Origin of the sequence: Bradyrhizobium ontarionense, assembly GCF_021088345.1 — a bacterium.
Classification (GTDB): domain Bacteria; phylum Pseudomonadota; class Alphaproteobacteria; order Rhizobiales; family Xanthobacteraceae; genus Bradyrhizobium; species Bradyrhizobium ontarionense.
This window is the reverse complement of record NZ_CP088156.1, coordinates 6,909,148-6,925,457: the sequence shown is the minus strand read 5'-3', so window position 1 is coordinate 6,925,457 and position 16,310 is coordinate 6,909,148. Positions and strand designations below refer to the sequence as shown.

Sequence of the window (16,310 nt, the reverse complement as noted above, 5' to 3'; positions counted from 1 at the left end):
GACGCTCAAGAGTTTTTATGAGCAGCGCTCACAATTTTGGTTAACGATGTCTAAAACACTGGAAAGACGCGCGAAACAGCGTGAGGCCCTGATCGAGGCGGCCGAGCGGATGATCAAGACCAGGGGTCTTGCCGGCCTGAAGACGCGCGATCTCGCCCAGGAGATCGGTGTCGCCAATGGCGCGGTCTACAATCTCGTCGCGGATGTCGACGAGCTGGTGCTGATGGTCGGATCGCGCACCTTGGCGCGGCTCGACGCCGAATTGTCGGCAGCCGAGAGCGCAGGCCCTGCTGACCCCGAGGCCGCGCTGGTGCGCATCGCGATCGGCTATTGCGATTTCGCCGCCCACAATCTCGAGCTCTGGCGCGCGCTGTTCGAGCATCGCATGCCGCCCGACAAGCCGCTGCCCGACTGGGCGGTCGCCGACCAGATGCATCTGTTCCGCCACATCCACCAGCCGCTCGCCACGCTGTTTCCGCAGCGCTCGTTCGATGACATCAGCGTCACCGCACGCAGTCTCTTTTCGGCGGTCCACGGCATGGTGGCGCTCGGGCTCGAGCAGAAGCTGGTGGCCGTGCCGCTCGCGGCGCTGCGTCAGCAGATCGCGACCATGGTGAGAGCGATGGTGACGGGGCTGGTGGCGAGTTGAGCCTTACAAAGAGTCGAGCCTTGCAACGAGTCGAGCCTTGCAAGGAGACGTCTCGTGAACCTCTCCACCAAGCGACCAGCGCGAGATCGATCGGCGTCCGATCCGGGCCGTAACTATCCACAATGGTGGCGCTCCATCGAGGAGCTACGCGGTCTCGATCTATCATCCGACCGCCGCGCCCCGTCATCGGCCCACCGTGCGGTCTACGACCACGACAGCAGCCTCGACGAGTCCCATCGGACGGGGCTCTCGTCCTGAACAACCACCATACAGACGTTCATTGACGCGATGAGATCAGCGCGCATCTTTTCCAATTCGGCGCGCAACTTCCTGACCTCGTTTGGTGGAATGTCATGACGTCACATCGACGGAACTCGTATACCACCGCGATTTCAGCTCGACTGACACAAATTGGACTTCACTTCTTTGTTCCTTTACTCATTCGCGTCTCATCAGAGCGCAACTTCATCCGACTTCGGCCAAACTTGACGAAGACGACAAACTACCGCCGCATTGCTTCATGATAGAATAGTCATGTCGGGCTCGCACGAGCGATCATGTCTAGGGCCCGACGGCGATCCACAACGCTGAGTGATCGGTAACTACGAGCAGCGGTGAGACGTGCGCGAGCGTCGTCGCCGCTTTGTTTGGCCTGCAGCATCCGTGATGCGCGGCCGCCGCGCGATCCGAGAAGAAAATAAAAAAATCCAACGACATCAGGACGCACGAGCCAAGGGGGAAGTCGTGAGAAACTTGCACGCGCCTGATGACGACCGTGACGATCCGCCATTTTCGTCCGGCTACGATGATGGTCGCCCTCCGCTGCGCGATCAATCCTGGCGCGACATGCAAGAGCGGCCCCGGCCGTCGGAGTTCATTTCACGCTTCGGCATGGAAGAGGCTCCTGCGCCACCGCGGCAGCGGCGATCCCTCGGCCTGCTGAGCATTCTGGCACTTCTGGTGCTGGCTGCAGCGGTGGCCGGTTATGCAACGACGAAGGTCCCTGCGCGCTGGGCCGGCGTGATCTCCACCAACACCCGGGCCGAGGTATCGGCGGTCGCTACGGTGCCGTCGCCCCCGGCCCGAGCACCGCTGGCCGTCGCCTCATCGCCAGATGTTCCCGCGACGGGAACCACCGCAAGCGTCGCCCCCGCTAATGCGCCGGACCCGAACACCCGCTTACGCGAGGAGGACCGCGCGCCGAAATTCGATGTGCGCGCGGCCAACGCCGTTCCGGCCGCGCGGGAGACCGGTTCTCAGACCCCGGTCCAAGGCGTGACCGATACCGAAATCCGCTTCGGCATGGCTGCGCCGTTCTCGGGTCCGGCCAGGGAGATGGGCCATCAGCTCAAGCTGGGCATCGACCTGGCGTTCGCCCAGGCCAACGATGAGGGCGGCGTGCATGGCCGGCAGCTCAAGCTGTTCACCGCTGACGATGCCTACGAGCCGACGCGGACGCTGAACGCGATGAAGGAGCTCTATGAGCAGAACAAGGTGTTCGGCTTCGTGGAGAACTACGGCAGTCCGACAGCCCTGATCTCGGTCCCCTACGCGCTCGAGCGCCACACGCTCTATTTCGGCGCCTTCACCGGGGCGCCCTCGCTCCGGCGCGATCCGCCGGACCGCTACGTCTTCAACTACCGTGCCGGCTACGCCGAGGAGGCCGACGCCATCGTACATTATCTGGTTAAGACCCGACGGCTGCGTCCGCAGGACATCGGGGTTCTCACCCAGCAGGACGCCTATGGCGATGCCGGATGGGACGGCGTCACCAAGGCGATGCGGACGCTGCGCGGCGGCGTCTCAGGCGACGTCTTCCGCATGAGCTACAATCGCAATACCGTCAATGTCGACGACGCCATCGCGCAATTGCGCCGGCAGCGGCCCGCGATCAAGGCCGTCGTGCTCGTGGCCACGTTTCGGGCAGCCGCAAAGTTCGTCGAGAAGACGCGCGACATCTATCCGGACATGATCTACGCGACGATTTCGGGCGTCGGCAGCACCGGCCTGGCCAGTGAATTGATGGTGCTCGGCCCCAAATACGCTGATGGCATCATCTGCACCCAGGTCACGCCGGCGGTCGACAGCTACGCCTCGGTCGCGCTGAACTACAAGAAGGCGCTCGCCAAATATTTTCCAGGAGAGCCGGCGGACTACACCTCGCTGGAGGCCTATCTCACCGCCAGCATTCTGGTTGAAGGACTACGGCGCGTCGGTCCCGCCGTCGATACGGAGGCGCTGGTCAACGTGCTGGAGAGCATGCAGAACTACGAGTTGGGGCTTGGCCCGAAGGTGAGCTTCGGCCCCTCCGATCACCAGGCGCTGCACAAGGTCTGGGGGACGCAGCTCGACAAGTCCGGCCAGTATCACGCCATCGACCTGGAGTGAGCGGCGAGCCACTCGATGCCGACAATGCTTCGCCGCATAGTACGGCGGACGGATGTTTGGTAAGGGAACGCGCAAGTCGTGCCCCCGTCTTACTTCATCGTGGATCGACTTGACCGGCGCGGACAAAGTCGCGCCGGTCAAGCAGGGCAATCCTATCGAATCGCTGTCGCGATCTTGAGCAGCAGGCCATGCCGGCCTGACTCGTACCTATCAGCGTGCTCGAAATCCGGGGCGGTTCAGTCCGTGAAATGGGGGCAATTTCAACTTCGGACAAGCAAACGACTGATAACACGGACCCGCACAAGATCTCACGGCCAGACAGGTGCGCCGTCCAGCCCTGCGGTTTCGGGCAGGCCGCAGATCAGGTTCGCATTCTGCACCGCCTGACCGGCCGCTCCCTTGCCGAGATTGTCGACCACGCCCATCGCGATCACCAGATTGCGCTCCGGATCGGCCGCATAACTGACGAACGCGAGGTTCGAGCCGGTCGCCCATTTGGTCTGCGGCGGCCTGTCGGTCACGCGGACGAATGCCCTGTTGGCGTAGAAGCGCCGGGCCGCGTCCAGGCACCGGTCCGTCGTGACGCGGCCGCGGCAGTAAATGGTAGCGAGGACACCGCGGGTCATCGGCACCAGGTGTGGCGTGAACACCAGCCCGGCCGCGCTGCCGCCACTCAGCCGCTCGATCGTCGTGGCGATCTCGGGCATGTGGACGTGCTTGAGCAGACCGTAGGGCTGCAGGTTCTCGTTGCTCTCGGCGTAGCCGAACTTGCTGTCGGCGCCGCCCCGGCCGGCACCGGAGATGCCGGTCTTGACGTCGATCACGATGTTGCCGGGCTCGATCAGCTTGTTGACCAGCAGCGGCGCCAGCGCGCTCAGCGTCGCCGCGGGGAAGCAGCCGGGATTGGCAACGCGGGTCTGCCCCCCGATCTCGGCTGGCCAGACGTCGGCCAGGCCGTACGCCCAACCCTCGACGTAGCGGTGGTCACCGCCGATGTCGACGATCTTCACGTCCGCAGGCACGCGCGCCAGCGCCTCGGCCGAGGCGCCCGTGGGCAGCGACGCAAACAGCACGTCGAGCTTCGGCAGGGTCAGAGGGTCCCACTTCCCGATCACCAGCTCGGCCAGCTTGGCCGGCACACCGGGGAAGCGGTCCACCAAGCGGCTGCCGGCGCTGCCCTCGCCCGCGGCGTAGATCAGCTCGAAAGACGGGTGGCTCGCGACCAGGCGCATCGCCTCGCCGCCGCCAAAACCGCTGATCCCGACAATGCCGACGCGAATGCTCATGGTGGTGTCCTACTGCTGGAGTGAGCGAACAAGTCTAACGAACGCGCGCTGCCGGCGCGGCGGCCCACGCCGCAAGCGGGCGTGCCATGAACAACGGCCAATTGCGCAGGTCGTCGGAGATGTCAAGCGACCCGGTCGGCGGGGACTCTCGTCTGCATCGTTATGCTAACGTTTCCCGGCTTTAGCGGTCTTCTTCGCATGTTCACCGCGTGCGAAAGCTTCGGCGATTTCCGCTGCGGGGATCACTAGATTGTTGGATTGGAAAGCCTGCCCCAGCATGTTGCCGCCAACGATCCGGATACAGATATCCTCCGGCGTCTTCCGCAAATCGTACAGGAACGACGGAACGCGTTCAGGATGATCGATCGCCCCTGCCTTCTCGAAGGCAAAGTCGAAATAGACGTGATAGTGATATCCCGATGCGCCGCGCGGTGAGGACCTGATCTCTCGGTAAGAATTGATGTTTCCAAACGAGTCGTAAACGTAGGGATCTTGCTGCAACTTTCTTGTCGCGTCGATGGAGAAGGCTCCATCGACGCAGAGACCGACCCGATAGCTGATATTGAAGCCATAGGGTCTGGCGTACTCCCGCAGATCGACGTCTGCGGAGAAAGTGGCCATCATCATTGGCATTGAGAAAGGCTTCACGGAAAGCCAATCTTTGTCCGGCCTGTCCTTGACATCGACGATCTCGATCGTCTCCAATTTGAAGTCGTCAAGGTCGGCCAAAGCCAGCCATGCCGACGAGGACAATACAACCGCAGCAAGAACGATTGTCTCGGCTCTCCATCTCATGACCACCCCCGAGTGAACGACCAACCGACCCGCTTCGTCGTTTCGATTTCATACTTCATCCGTTTCCGGCGGAAACTTTTCAAGACCGAATCGCGAAAAGTGAGGCGGTCAAGACGTCGATGCGCCTTGCTTTCCCATGCCGCTTCGTCAATATCGCGCGCATGACTCAGGCCGTACTCAATCTCGCCCATTCGTGGTGGCGCTCCATCTAGGAGCGGCACGGCCTCGTCATTCATTCGCCCGTCGCCGCCGTTCATCGGCTTGCGACGTGGTCCAATGAGACCAACAGCATCCAAGCGCTCGCATGAACGGCGGTTCTCATCCCTGGAGAACCTAAGATGCAGCATTCATTCGCACCCCGCCCCGTCATCCTGACCGGCGACAGAACCACGAGCCCTCTGCACCTCGGCCACTATGTCGGCTCGCTGAAGAACCGCGTGGCGCTGCAGTCGACGTATCAGCAGTTCCTGCTGCTGGCGGATGCGCAGGCGCTGACGGACAATGCGCACGATCCGGCCAAGGTGAGCAGGAATATCCTGGAGATCGCGACGGACTATCTCGCCGTCGGCATCGACCCCGACCTCACCACGATCTGTCTTCAGTCACATCTGCCGGCGCTGGCCGATCTCACCTTGCTCTACATGAACTTCGTCACGGTGGCGCGGCTCGAACGCAACCCGACCATCAAGGACGATATCCAGGCGCGCGGCTTCGGCCGCGACATTCCGGCCGGCTTCCTTTGCTACCCCGTGGCCCAGGCCGCGGACATCACGGCGTTCAAGGCGACCGTCGTTCCGGTCGGAGAGGATCAAGCGCCGCTGATCGAGCAGACCAACGAGATCGTCCGCCGCATCAACCGCCAGGCGGGCATCGACGTGCTGCGAGAGGCTCGCGCGCTGATCCCCCGTGTTGGACGCCTGCCCGGTGTCGACGGCAAAGCCAAGATGAGCAAATCGCAGGGCAACACGATTCCGCTCTCCGCCACGGAGGATCAGATCAGCGATGCCGTCCGGCGCATGTTCACCGATCCGCTGCACATCCGCGCCTCCGATCCGGGTCGTGTCGAAGGCAATGTGGTGTTCACCTATCTCGATGCGTTCGACGATGATCATGCGACGGTCGCGGAATTGAAGGCCCGTTATGTCCGTGGCGGGCTCGGCGACAGCGTCGTGAAAAAACGCCTGGAAGACGTGCTGCAGGCCGTTGTTGCGCCGATCCGCGCGCGGCGGACGGCCCTCGCACGCGATCCGAGCCATGTTCTTGACGTCGTCAGGTGCGGCACCGAGCGGGCGCGCGCCGTCACCGATGCGACCCTGCGCGATGTTCGCGATGCGCTGGGTCTGTTCGCGCTGCACTAGCAGCGCAGGATTGTCGCCGGGACGTGCAGGATGCAATATGGACGGGCTGAATGGCGGGGCACAGAACACGTGAACGGCATCGGACTCACGGCGCTCGATCTTGGACTGCGCGGCGCGGCGAGCGGCCTGTTCGTGATGATGGTGCTCGTGCTGCTCCGGCTGCGCCCGGCCACCCCTCACGCCATTCTCGGCCTCGTGATGTCGGCCGGCGGCGCGGGGTTTGCGATCGCCACCGCGCCGTTCATCCCCACGACCACGTTCTGGTGGACGCTGCCGGTGCTCTCCGCGCAGCCGGTCGTGTTCTGGCTGTGGGCGCGCGCCGCCTTTGACGACGATTTCGCGCTCAGGCCCTGGCATGGCCTGGTCTGGCTGGCGGTGATTGCGCTCGGCTTCACGGCATCGCTGAGCTGGCCGATGTGGCCCGAGGTCACCAAGGTCTGCGCCAAGGCCCTGTCGGGCCTCACGCTCATCTTCGCGCTGCTGGCGATGGTGCAGACCGTGAAGACCTGGCGCGACGACCTGGTCGCGCGGCGCCGGCTGCTGCGCGTCGCCGTGCTGACCTTGAACCTCGGCTTCATGGCCATGGTGGCCGCCCCGGCGCTGCTGCCGCTGCACATGGCCCCGCTGGGCACGGTGGCCAATACCGGCGGGCTCGGCAGTCTGGCCAGCGCGCTCACCCTTTGCGTACTGGCGATGCTGGCGAGTTGGAACCTGTTCGGAGCCAACGCGGCCACGGCGCTGCCGACGCCGGCGGTCGTGGCGGCCGGCGACGCGGGCGCGCCGCACGGCACGGAGGCCATGGCCGGCGACCGCCCGGCGGTGGCGCCGCTGCTGCTGCGCCGGCTCGACCATCTCATGACCGTCGAGCGCATCTACCGGCAGGAAGGACTGTCGATCGGAGGTCTCGCGGCCCGGCTCAACGTGCCGGAATATCGGCTGCGGCAGGCGATCAACGAGGGGCTCGGCCATCGCAACTTCAACGCCTTCCTCAACCGCTACCGGATCGATGAGGCCAAGGCCGCGCTGTCCGACCCGACCCAGCGCGACGTGCCGGTGCTGACGATCGCGATCGATGCCGGCTTCCAGTCGATCGGGCCGTTCAATCGCGCCTTCAAGGCGGCGACGGGAGTGACCCCGACCGAATTCCGCCGGCAGGCGCCGGCGGATCCACGAGCCGGGGCGGCAGAGACCGCAAGCGATTTGAGAATTCGGCAAGCCGACTGAAGAATTCGGCTGGCCGAATTCCTGATCCGGCCAACCTGGCACGGCGCGCCAAGGCAGAGAGAGACGTCGTCTCTCCGCTTTCGAGGAAGCCGTGCCCAGCACCATCATCCCTGCCCCCACCTCCGAACGGCTGCATGCGCTCGATGCGGTCAGAGCCTTCGCCCTGCTGCTCGGCATCGTCCTGCACGCGGCGATGTCGTTCCTGCCCACGCCGGTGCGGTTCTGGTTCATCGAGGACACCCATCCGAGCCAGGTTCTCGGCATCCTCACCTTCGCCATCCACGTGTTCCGGATGACGACCTTCTTCCTGATGGCCGGCTTCTTCGCGCGCATGAGCTTTCACCGTCGCGGCACGGCAGGGTTCGTCGGGGATCGCCTGCTGCGGATCGCGCTACCGCTGGTGGCGGCCTGGCCAATCGTGTTTGCGCCGATGGTCGCCGTGGTGATCTCGGCCAGTCACTTCGCCCATGGCGGGCCGGTGCCCGGCATGGCCGGCTGGCCGCCGGTGCTGCCGCGCTTTCCGTTGGCGCATTTGTGGTTCCTCTACATGTTGATCGAGCTCTACGCCGCGGCGCTGCTGCTGCGCTTGGCCGTGACCGCGATCGACGCCGAGGGCCGGCTGCGCGCGGCCGCCGATCGGCTGTTCGCGCTGATCATGCAGAGCCGACTCGCGCCTGCGGTCCTCGCGCTGCCGATCGGGATCGCACTCAGCCTCGACCATAGCTGGGTCGGCTTCATCGGCGTGCGCACGCCGGACCAGTCGCTGATCACCAACGCCCAGGCCTGGATCGGCTTCGGCTCCGCCTTCGGTGCCGGCTGGCTGCTGCACCGGCAGATCGCACTCCTGCGTGTGCTGCAGCAGTACTGGCTGCTCAACACCGGTGTCGCCGCCGGCCTGATTGTGCTCAGCTTCGCGCTGGCGCTCGCGGTGTCGCTGGTTTCAGCCCGCGTCTGGGCCGCGCCGCTCGACCTCACCACCATCCGGCTCCTCGGCGCCGTCGCCTATGCGCTCGCGATCTGGACGGCGACATTCGCCATGATCGGAATTGCGCTCCGCTTCATGGCGGGCTTCAGCCGCACGCGGCGCTATCTCGCCGACGCGTCCTACTGGCTCTATCTGATCCACATGCCGATCGTCATGGCGCTGCAGCTTGCCGTGTCGCAGCTCGACTGGCCGTGGCCGGTCAAGTTCGCGACCATCCTGTTGGTGGCGATTCCCGCCATGCTGGCGAGCTATCATCTGCTCGTGCGCGACACCATCGTCGGGCGGCTGCTGAACGGCCGGCGCGCCCGTCAGGACAAAACACCTCGCATGGCCGCAGTGGGGCCGGCATCGACCTGAGATGCCGCGGCCCGCGTCTCTCCGAAGTCCGCCGCGCACGCGTTGGTCCGCCCTGGGCCGCGCGCGGAGCGAACCTTTCATATGTACAACGGCGGTCGCTTGCGCGTGACCGGGCCGAAAGTCCTATAGCATAGGTTAACTAAGTCATTTCCAGCAGCGTCACAGGAACCCGGGACAGCTGCGCGCATCAGCGCCGGATAGGTGCCGCCGCGCTTTCAAGCTGTCGACAAAGGCGCTATGCTGCGTTCGCGCCTGCGCCGCTACGACGTCGAGATCCGGCCTCGTAGTATCCAGCATTCGCGTTTCACCCCGGGAGAACGCATGGCGAAGCAACTCATCGTAAAGCCGCCGACGGTCGTGAAGCCACCGACAAAGGCCACGCGGGCTTTCGATCCGGCGGTTTTCCTGAAAACCGAGGGCCCGGGCCGGACGATTGGGAGATATCGAAAGGACCAGCAGATCTTTTCACAGGGCGGCACGGCGGATGTGCTGTTCTATATCATCACGGGCACGGTCAAGATCGTGGTCCATTCCGAGCAGGGCAAGGAGGCGGTCATCGCGCTGCTCGGGCAGGACGACTTTTTCGGCGAGGGGTGCCTGGCCGGCCAGTCTCACCGGCTGTCGGCAGCGTCGGCTATCACCGAAAGCGAAATCCTGCGGGTCACCAAATCGGCGGCGATGAGCGCCCTGCGTGAGCAGCCTACGTTTTCCGAGATGTTCGTTTCGCATATCCTCGCCCGCACGATCCGCGTCGAGGCCGACCTCATCGATCAGCTGTTCAATTCGAGCGAGAAGCGGCTCGCGCGGGCCCTGCTGCTCCTGGCCAATTTCGGTAACGACGGCAAACCGCAGAGGGTCATCGCCAAGGTCAGCCAGGAGATGCTGGCGGACATGATCGGCACGACCCGCTCGCGCGTCAGTCATTTCATGAACAAGTTCCGCAAATTGGGGTTCATCGACTACAACGGCCACCTGGAGATCAACAGCTCGCTGCTGAACGTCGTCCTGCACGATCGACCGCATATTGCAGGCGACAAGTCGGTCGATGGCAAAGGTCCGCTCAAGAGCTTATGACCGGGCATCTCGAAATCCAGCTGGGCCGCCCAGCTCGGCTCGATCTTCGTCACCATCAGATCATTGCAACTGACTGCGCACCGCCGTCGTCGGCGGCGTCAGAAACGCATCAAACCGCTGCTTGACGATGGCGTAGCATTCGCACGAGGCCTTCTCGAGACCAGGGCGGTCGAGCACCTGAATGGTGCCGCGACGATAGCTGATCAGGCCGGCCGCCTGCATGGATTGCGCGGCAAGCGTCACGGACTTGCGATTGGCCCCGAGGATCTCTGACAGAAATTCATGCGTGTACGGAAGCACCGCCCCTTCGGCCCGGTCGTGCATCATCAGCAGCCATCGGCAAATGCGTTCTTCGGTCGAATGCATGGCGTTGCAGGCCACCGTCTGCTGAACCTGTGACAGCAGCGTCTCCGAGTAGCTGACGAGAAGATTGCGCACGTGTTCGCTGGAGTCGAACTCATGCTGCAGCAGCTCGATCGGACACCGGACGGTATGCCCCTCGAGCTGAACGATGCAACGGTTGAAGGAGGCCCGGCTGTACATCGCGGCGAACAGGCCGAAGGCGCCTTCGCGACCGATATTGGCCGTCTCGATGGCGTCGCCATTCTCCAGCACGGTCAACAGCGACAGCACCGATCCTCTCGGGAAATAGGCATGCCGGAGATGGCCGCCGGCCTCGCAGACCACGGCGCCCAGCTTGAAGTCGACGGGCTCGAGATGCGGATCGATACGGCTGCGGCTTTCCGGGGCCAGGGCGTCGATGAGCTGATTGCTCCGCACATCACGATCGGTTTGCGCCTTGATCATTCGAGCTTTATCGATCGCCCATGAGGGTCTGGCCATGTCCAACCGCGGCCGGGCAGCGGGCGGTGCACGCCGTGGCACAATTGACGTCTTGAGCCGTCTCAACCGGCAAGTCTGAGCAAAATTGCTCACATTCCTTTCGCGCGACCATTTGGTCCGCGATGGTCACCGCGCCGTCGGAAATGCGATCGTCACCTTAAAGGGCGACCCCACTGATCCGGATCATCTGAAGCAGGAGTCATCCGAAGCCGGAGAGTCCTGCTCGGGATTTCCGGCCGCCCGGTCGGTCCAGAAGGCCGCCATCCGCAGGCAATGCGCCTGCACGTCCGGCTCGAGGATATCGCGCGCAAGTTGCGTGAAATCCGACGCAAGACGAAGGCATTCCCGGCTAAAATTGAGATCGTTGACGGAATTGGACAGGACACACCCCCTCGACGGGGTCCATCTGTCACACGCCTCGATGCTTGCTGTCGGTGGGCCACACCACGAAGCGGCCCAAAGAATTGCCGCCGAATGAACGGATCTGGCCGACGCGCCAACCCCTCGTGTCGCCCGGGGTCTTTCTGCTCGATTCGGCTGGCGACGAATTACGCTGCGGCAAAATCGGAACCCAAAATCGGAACCCATGTTCCCTTTTGCTCAGACGCCGAACGGCGAACGCAACAGACTGTGTGCCGAACATCGGAGCGGAAGAGAGCAGCAGGAAATTCGTAGCCGGGATGCGTCCTGTTTTGGGAGAATCAGGGTTGGGGAGAATCTACGGTGTTGCGACATCCGAGCCAAAATACCGCTTTTCCGATCTTTCTCGAGCGCGCAGGCGTCCGGAACGGAATCCTTGGCCATCGGCTCCTGCAACAATCCGTGCTCGCCGAACTCGGTCGTGCCGCATTGCAGATCCGCGACATCCATGTCGTCCTTCAGCGCGCCACGGCGCTCTGCGCCAAGGGCCTTGATGCGCCGTTCGCCACCGCGATGGAATTCGTTGCGAGCGATCAAAGACTGCTGGTCCGTGCGGGATACGGATGGCCGGGTTCGATCGAACAGGCATCGTTTGTCGTGGACAGTGGGTCGCCCGCTGGACGCGCCTTCCAGACAGGTCAAGCCATCATAGCCAATCGCAGCCCCCTTGATGGTCGCGCGGAGACGCCGGGACTTCTGGTGGATCGCGACATCAAGAGGTCGATCAGCGTCCGGATCGACCGCGGCGGGCAAGGCGGCGGCTTTTTCGGCGTGCTGCAGGTCGACAGTCCCGACGCCGGGCGCTTCGACGAGGCTGACGCCGGCTTCCTCACTGGATTCGCCGACATCGTCGGGCTCGCAATCGAGCGCCTGCAGGAGGAGACGCGGCTCCGGGAAGCCTTGGACCATCAGGCCATGCTGACGCGCGAAATGGGCCACCGCGTCAAGAACAGCCTCGCCTCGGTCGTGGCCATGCTCCGCATCCAGGCGTTCGGGACGCATTCGACTGACGCCAAGCGCGCCCTCGAAGAGGCAGGATCACGCGTGGCGGCCATTGCCCAGGTCCATGATCACCTCTCGCAGGCGTCGCAGATCGGCTTGATCGACGTTGACGTCTTCCTCAATGACTTCTGCAGCCGGCTGCAACGCGTCGCGGGAACGAATGTGCTGCGCTGCGATGCCGACCCGATACGGCTTTCGGCCGATCATGCCGTTCCTCTCGGCCTCCTGATCAATGAGCTGGTCAGCAACGCCATGAAACATGCCTACCCCGGCCGCAGCGGACCGATCGACATCTCCGCCCGTGACATCGACGGTTGCCTGCACCTCAGCGTGTCCGATCAGGGTGTCGGTCTGCCGGACGGTTTCGACATCGATCAGCCGCGCGCAAGCCTGGGTTTCCGGATGATCAAGGGCATGGTCCAGCAGCTCCGCGGCCATCTCACGGTCGGCTCCAACAAGCCCACCGGCACGCGTGTCCTGTTCGAACTGCCGCTGCTGCCCAGCGCGGATGGGGTTGCTCCGGCGGTGGCACTCGTCACAGCAGACCGCCGGGCGCTGGAGGTGGCTCGGTGATCCCACCCGCGATCATCGCCGGCCAGATCGCAGGCCAAGATCGCACGCCAAGGCGGCCGATGACGTGATGATCCTCGCGACGGCCGTCTGCTCCTGACGCCGCTGCGGCGGGCGACCTTGCCTAGCGCCTGGCTCGGCCCTGATCAAAATTTCGCCTGCGCAACGGCTTTCGCTCGCGCTAGTGTTCCCGCGCCAACACTCGCTCCCCCCTTTTGGAGCCACTCACGCGGGACGGCCCATGTCTCTGTTCATCCGCGGCGGCACTGTGGTGAACCACGATCATTCGCGGCGCGCCGACGTGCTGATCCAGGGCGAGAGCATCCTCGCCGTGGGCACCACGATCGAGCCGCCGCTGTCGGCTGACATCATCGACGCCGACGGCTGCTACGTGATGCCGGGCGGCATCGACCCGCACACCCATCTCGAGCTGCCCTTCATGGGCACCGTCTCGGCCGACGATTTCGAATGGGGCACCAAGGCGGGGCTCACCGGCGGCACCACGATGGTGGTGGATTTCTGCATCCCCGATCCCGGCCAGTCGATGCTCGCGGCCTATCAGGACTGGCGCCGCAAGTCGGAGAAGGCCGCCGCCGACTACGGCTTCCACATGGCCGTCACCTCCTGGTCGAAGCAGGTGTTCGACGAGATGGAGACCGTCGTCAAGACCTACGGCATCAACACCTTCAAGCACTTCATGGCCTACAAGGGCGCGCTGATGGTGGACGACGACGAGCTCTACAACTCGTTCGCGCGCTGCGCCCAGCTCGGCGCGATGCCGCTGGTCCATGCCGAGAACGGCGACGTGGTCGCGCGCATGCAGGAGGCGATGCTGGCGCGCGGCATCGACGGCCCGGAAGGCCACGCCTTCTCGCGGCCGCCGGAGGTCGAGGGCGAGGCGACCAGCCGCGCGATCATGATCGCCGACATGACCGGCGCGCCGCTCTATGTCGTGCACACCAGCTGCCGCCAGTCCCATGAGGCGATCGCGCGCGCCCGCGCCGCCGGCCAGCGCGTCCATGGCGAGCCGCTGATCCAGCATCTCTTGCTCGATGCCGGCGAATATCGCTCTGATGACTGGGACCATGCCGCGGCCTGCGTGATGTCGCCGCCATTCCGCGACAAGTCACACCAGGATAGCCTGTGGGCCGGACTGCAATCCGGCTCGCTGCAGGTGGTCGCGACCGATCATTGCTCTTTCACGCGGGCGCAGAAGCGGCTCGGCCGCGGCGACTTCCGCAAGATCCCGAACGGCACCGGCGGGCTTGAAGACCGCATGCCGCTGCTGTGGACCGCGGGCGTCGGCACGGGACGCCTGACCAGGGAGGAATTCGTCGCGGTCACCTCGGCCAACATCGCGCGCATCCTCAACGTCTTCCCGCGCAAGGGCGCCGTGATGGCCGGCTCCGACGCCGATCTCGTGGTGTGGGACCCGGCCGCGTCCAAGACCATCCAGGCGAGCCGGCAAGTGAGCCGCATCGAGTACAACGTGTTCGAGGGCTTCAGCTGCACGGGCGGGCCTGCGGTGACGGTGTCGCGCGGCCGCATCGCCTGGCGCGACGGCGAGCTGCGCGCCGAGGCCGGTGACGGCCGCTATGTCGAGCGGCCTGCGTTTCCGCCGGTGCACGTCGCCAATTCAACCTGGAAGGCGATCACCGCGCCGCGCGCCGTCGCGCGCGACATGGTCACGCCGTAACGCGCGCGACTCGAACGAACGACGGCGCGGCGTCATTTACCGGGCGGAAACCGTTGCTGTCGTTCAATGCGACCATGGCACAGTTGCGCATGGAAGTTCGCGATTCGGCCGGCACCCCATTGCCGGGCTATGGCGACGCATTCTTCGACCTCAGGCTCCCCGGCGATCATTCGCACGTGGCGCAGACCCTCCTCCGGATGATTCGCGGCGACGATCTGCTGTCCGATGTCTACAGCGTGCATTTCCTGCGCGATGGCGTCGAAATCGGCGTGTGGTCGCTCGACCATGAGCGCGTCGAGGCCGCCTTCGCCGGCCTGGAGCGCAGCTCGCCGGCCGCCGCCTGAGGCGCCTCGGATCAGCTCACGCCGGTCTGCCGCGCGATCCTGGGGTGCGCCTTCTGGTGCCACGCCCAGGCCGAGCGGATGATGGATCCGAGATCGGAGCGGCCGGCCTCGAAGCCGAGCTCCTGCGCGGCGCGGCGTGGATCGGCGACCAGCACCGGCGGATCGCCGGGGCGGCGCTCGCGATATATCAGCGGCACCTGCTCGCCGGTCTCGTTGCGGATCGCATCGACGATCTCGCGCACCGAATAGCCGCTGCCGGTCCCGAGATTGTAGGCTCCGCCCGGATGCCCCTCCAGCAGCCGCGCGATGGCTGCGATGTGGGCCCCGGCGAGGTCGTCGACATGGATGTAGTCGCGCACGGCGGTGCCGTCGGGCGTCTCATAGTCGGTGCCGAAGATCGCGAAGTCCGGCACATGGCCCAGGATCGCCATCAGCGCCCGCGGGATCAGATGGGTCTCGGGATCGCGCAGTTCGCCGATCAGGCCCGAGGCGTCGGCGCCGCAGGCGTTGAAGTAGCGCAAGGCGGTCGCGCTGAACCCATAGGCCGCGCGATAGTCGGACAGGATCTGCTCGATCATGTATTTGGAGCGGCCGTAAGGATTCACGGTCGGACCCGCGGCGCTTTCCGGAATCGGATCACGCCCGGCATTGCCATAGACCGCACCGGTCGAGGAGAACACCAGGCGCCCACAGCCGGCCTCACGCATGCCCTGCAGCAGACCCAAGCTGCCGGCCACGTTGTTCAGGTAATATTTCTGCGGATCGGCGACGGATTCCCCGACCGCGCTCGACGCCGCGAAGTGCATCACGGCCTGCACGTCGTACTGCCGGATCGTGTCCGCCACCTTGATGCTATCGGCGATATCGCCGACCACCAGCGGCCCCCATTGCACGAAGCCGCGGTGGCCCGTCGTCAGATTGTCATAACAGATCGGCGTGAACCCCGCTTCGGCGACGGCCTTGCTGCAATGAGCCCCGATATAGCCGGCGCCGCCGGCCACCAGGATCGCGCCTTTCGTTCCCATATGTCTTTGGTATCCTATCGATGTGCGCGGCCCGCCTGCCGACCAAGCGCCAAAGGCTGAATAGTAGAGCGATCGCCCGCCAGCACCAAATGCAGGTTGCGCATGTCGTTAACCTCCGGGCGCCGGGCTGCTCCGTCCCCGGCCGCGATCGTTCGCCGCGCCGGTCGATTCCACCCGGCGCAGGCGATCTCCACAGTTTGCTGAAATGAGCGCATGCTCGATCGCGCGCGGGCGGCTGGCGCGTTCGGCGGAATGGCCTTATCAGTAAGGTCCGGGCTGACGAACCCCGGGACA

15 protein-coding genes and 1 pseudogene are annotated in these 16,310 nt (G+C 64.7%); 11 read left to right on the top strand and 5 right to left on the bottom strand.

Translation table 11 applies throughout. The features are described from left to right. Window positions 1-46 precede the first annotated feature (46 nt). Complete coding sequence (locus tag LQG66_RS30190; RefSeq protein WP_231319471.1) at window positions 47-649, top strand: TetR/AcrR family transcriptional regulator; 603 nt, start codon at window positions 47-49, stop codon at window positions 647-649. A 744-nt stretch (window positions 650-1,393) separates the two neighbouring features. Beyond that, complete coding sequence (locus tag LQG66_RS30185) at window positions 1,394-3,037, top strand: ABC transporter substrate-binding protein (RefSeq protein WP_345778923.1); 1,644 nt, start codon at window positions 1,394-1,396, stop codon at window positions 3,035-3,037. A 308-nt stretch (window positions 3,038-3,345) separates the two neighbouring features. On the opposite strand, the gene argC is transcribed toward LQG66_RS30185, so the two are convergent. The 3 genes from argC to LQG66_RS30170 all read right to left on the bottom strand — a co-directional run bounded on the left by argC (window position 3,346) and on the right by LQG66_RS30170 (window position 5,354). After that, on the bottom strand, window positions 3,346-4,323 hold the full coding sequence (gene argC, locus LQG66_RS30180) for an N-acetyl-gamma-glutamyl-phosphate reductase (RefSeq protein WP_231319470.1): 978 nt from the start codon (window positions 4,321-4,323) through the stop codon (window positions 3,346-3,348). A gap of 165 nt (window positions 4,324-4,488) precedes the next feature. Beyond that, on the bottom strand, window positions 4,489-5,118 hold the full coding sequence (locus tag LQG66_RS30175; protein WP_231319469.1) for a hypothetical protein: 630 nt from the start codon (window positions 5,116-5,118) through the stop codon (window positions 4,489-4,491). Next, on the bottom strand, window positions 5,115-5,354 hold the full coding sequence (locus LQG66_RS30170; protein ID WP_231319468.1) for a hypothetical protein: 240 nt from the start codon (window positions 5,352-5,354) through the stop codon (window positions 5,115-5,117). The genes LQG66_RS30175 and LQG66_RS30170 overlap by 4 nt, the downstream gene beginning before the upstream one ends. A gap of 102 nt (window positions 5,355-5,456) precedes the next feature. On the opposite strand from LQG66_RS30170, the gene trpS reads away from it, so the two are divergent. From trpS to LQG66_RS30150, 4 genes are all read left to right on the top strand, one after another. Next, window positions 5,457-6,476 carry a tryptophan--tRNA ligase gene (gene trpS / locus LQG66_RS30165; RefSeq protein WP_231319467.1) on the top strand — a complete coding sequence of 340 codons (1,020 nt, stop codon included), beginning with the start codon at window positions 5,457-5,459 and terminating at the stop codon, window positions 6,474-6,476. Window positions 6,477-6,545: 69 nt separating this feature from the next. Beyond that, on the top strand, window positions 6,546-7,700 hold the full coding sequence (locus LQG66_RS30160) for an AraC family transcriptional regulator (protein WP_231319466.1): 1,155 nt from the start codon (window positions 6,546-6,548) through the stop codon (window positions 7,698-7,700). Window positions 7,701-7,791: 91 nt separating this feature from the next. Beyond that, window positions 7,792-9,042 (top strand): acyltransferase family protein, encoded by a 1,251-nt coding sequence (locus LQG66_RS30155; protein ID WP_231319465.1) that lies wholly within the window; start codon window positions 7,792-7,794, stop codon window positions 9,040-9,042. A 321-nt stretch (window positions 9,043-9,363) separates the two neighbouring features. Next, window positions 9,364-10,116, top strand: coding sequence for a Crp/Fnr family transcriptional regulator (locus LQG66_RS30150; RefSeq protein WP_231328005.1), 753 nt, complete (start codon window positions 9,364-9,366; stop codon window positions 10,114-10,116). 60 nt (window positions 10,117-10,176) lie between these two features. Here the strand turns inward: LQG66_RS30150 and LQG66_RS30145 are convergent, their stop codons facing one another. After that, window positions 10,177-10,749 (bottom strand): Crp/Fnr family transcriptional regulator, encoded by a 573-nt coding sequence (locus tag LQG66_RS30145; protein WP_231319464.1) that lies wholly within the window; start codon window positions 10,747-10,749, stop codon window positions 10,177-10,179. Between the two features lie 21 nt (window positions 10,750-10,770). Between LQG66_RS30145 and LQG66_RS30140 the strand changes: the two genes are divergently transcribed. The 5 genes and pseudogenes from LQG66_RS30140 (at window position 10,771) to LQG66_RS30120 (ending at window position 14,991) form a co-directional block, all read left to right on the top strand. After that, a complete protein-coding gene (locus tag LQG66_RS30140) occupies window positions 10,771-10,947 on the top strand; it encodes a hypothetical protein (RefSeq protein WP_231319463.1) in 177 nt (58 codons plus the stop codon). A 735-nt stretch (window positions 10,948-11,682) separates the two neighbouring features. Next, a pseudogene (locus LQG66_RS30135) lies at window positions 11,683-12,186 on the top strand (histidine kinase); the annotation flags it as partial. A 108-nt stretch (window positions 12,187-12,294) separates the two neighbouring features. Then, window positions 12,295-12,954 (top strand): sensor histidine kinase, encoded by a 660-nt coding sequence (locus LQG66_RS30130; RefSeq protein ID WP_231328004.1) that lies wholly within the window; start codon window positions 12,295-12,297, stop codon window positions 12,952-12,954. A gap of 238 nt (window positions 12,955-13,192) precedes the next feature. Beyond that, on the top strand, window positions 13,193-14,647 hold the full coding sequence (hydA, locus tag LQG66_RS30125; protein ID WP_231319462.1) for a dihydropyrimidinase: 1,455 nt from the start codon (window positions 13,193-13,195) through the stop codon (window positions 14,645-14,647). Between the two features lie 53 nt (window positions 14,648-14,700). Continuing rightward, complete coding sequence (locus LQG66_RS30120; protein ID WP_231319461.1) at window positions 14,701-14,991, top strand: hypothetical protein; 291 nt, start codon at window positions 14,701-14,703, stop codon at window positions 14,989-14,991. 11 nt (window positions 14,992-15,002) lie between these two features. Here the strand turns inward: LQG66_RS30120 and galE are convergent, their stop codons facing one another. Beyond that, window positions 15,003-16,016, bottom strand: coding sequence for a UDP-glucose 4-epimerase GalE (galE, locus tag LQG66_RS30115; protein ID WP_231319460.1), 1,014 nt, complete (start codon window positions 16,014-16,016; stop codon window positions 15,003-15,005). Window positions 16,017-16,310: the final 294 nt, after the last annotated feature.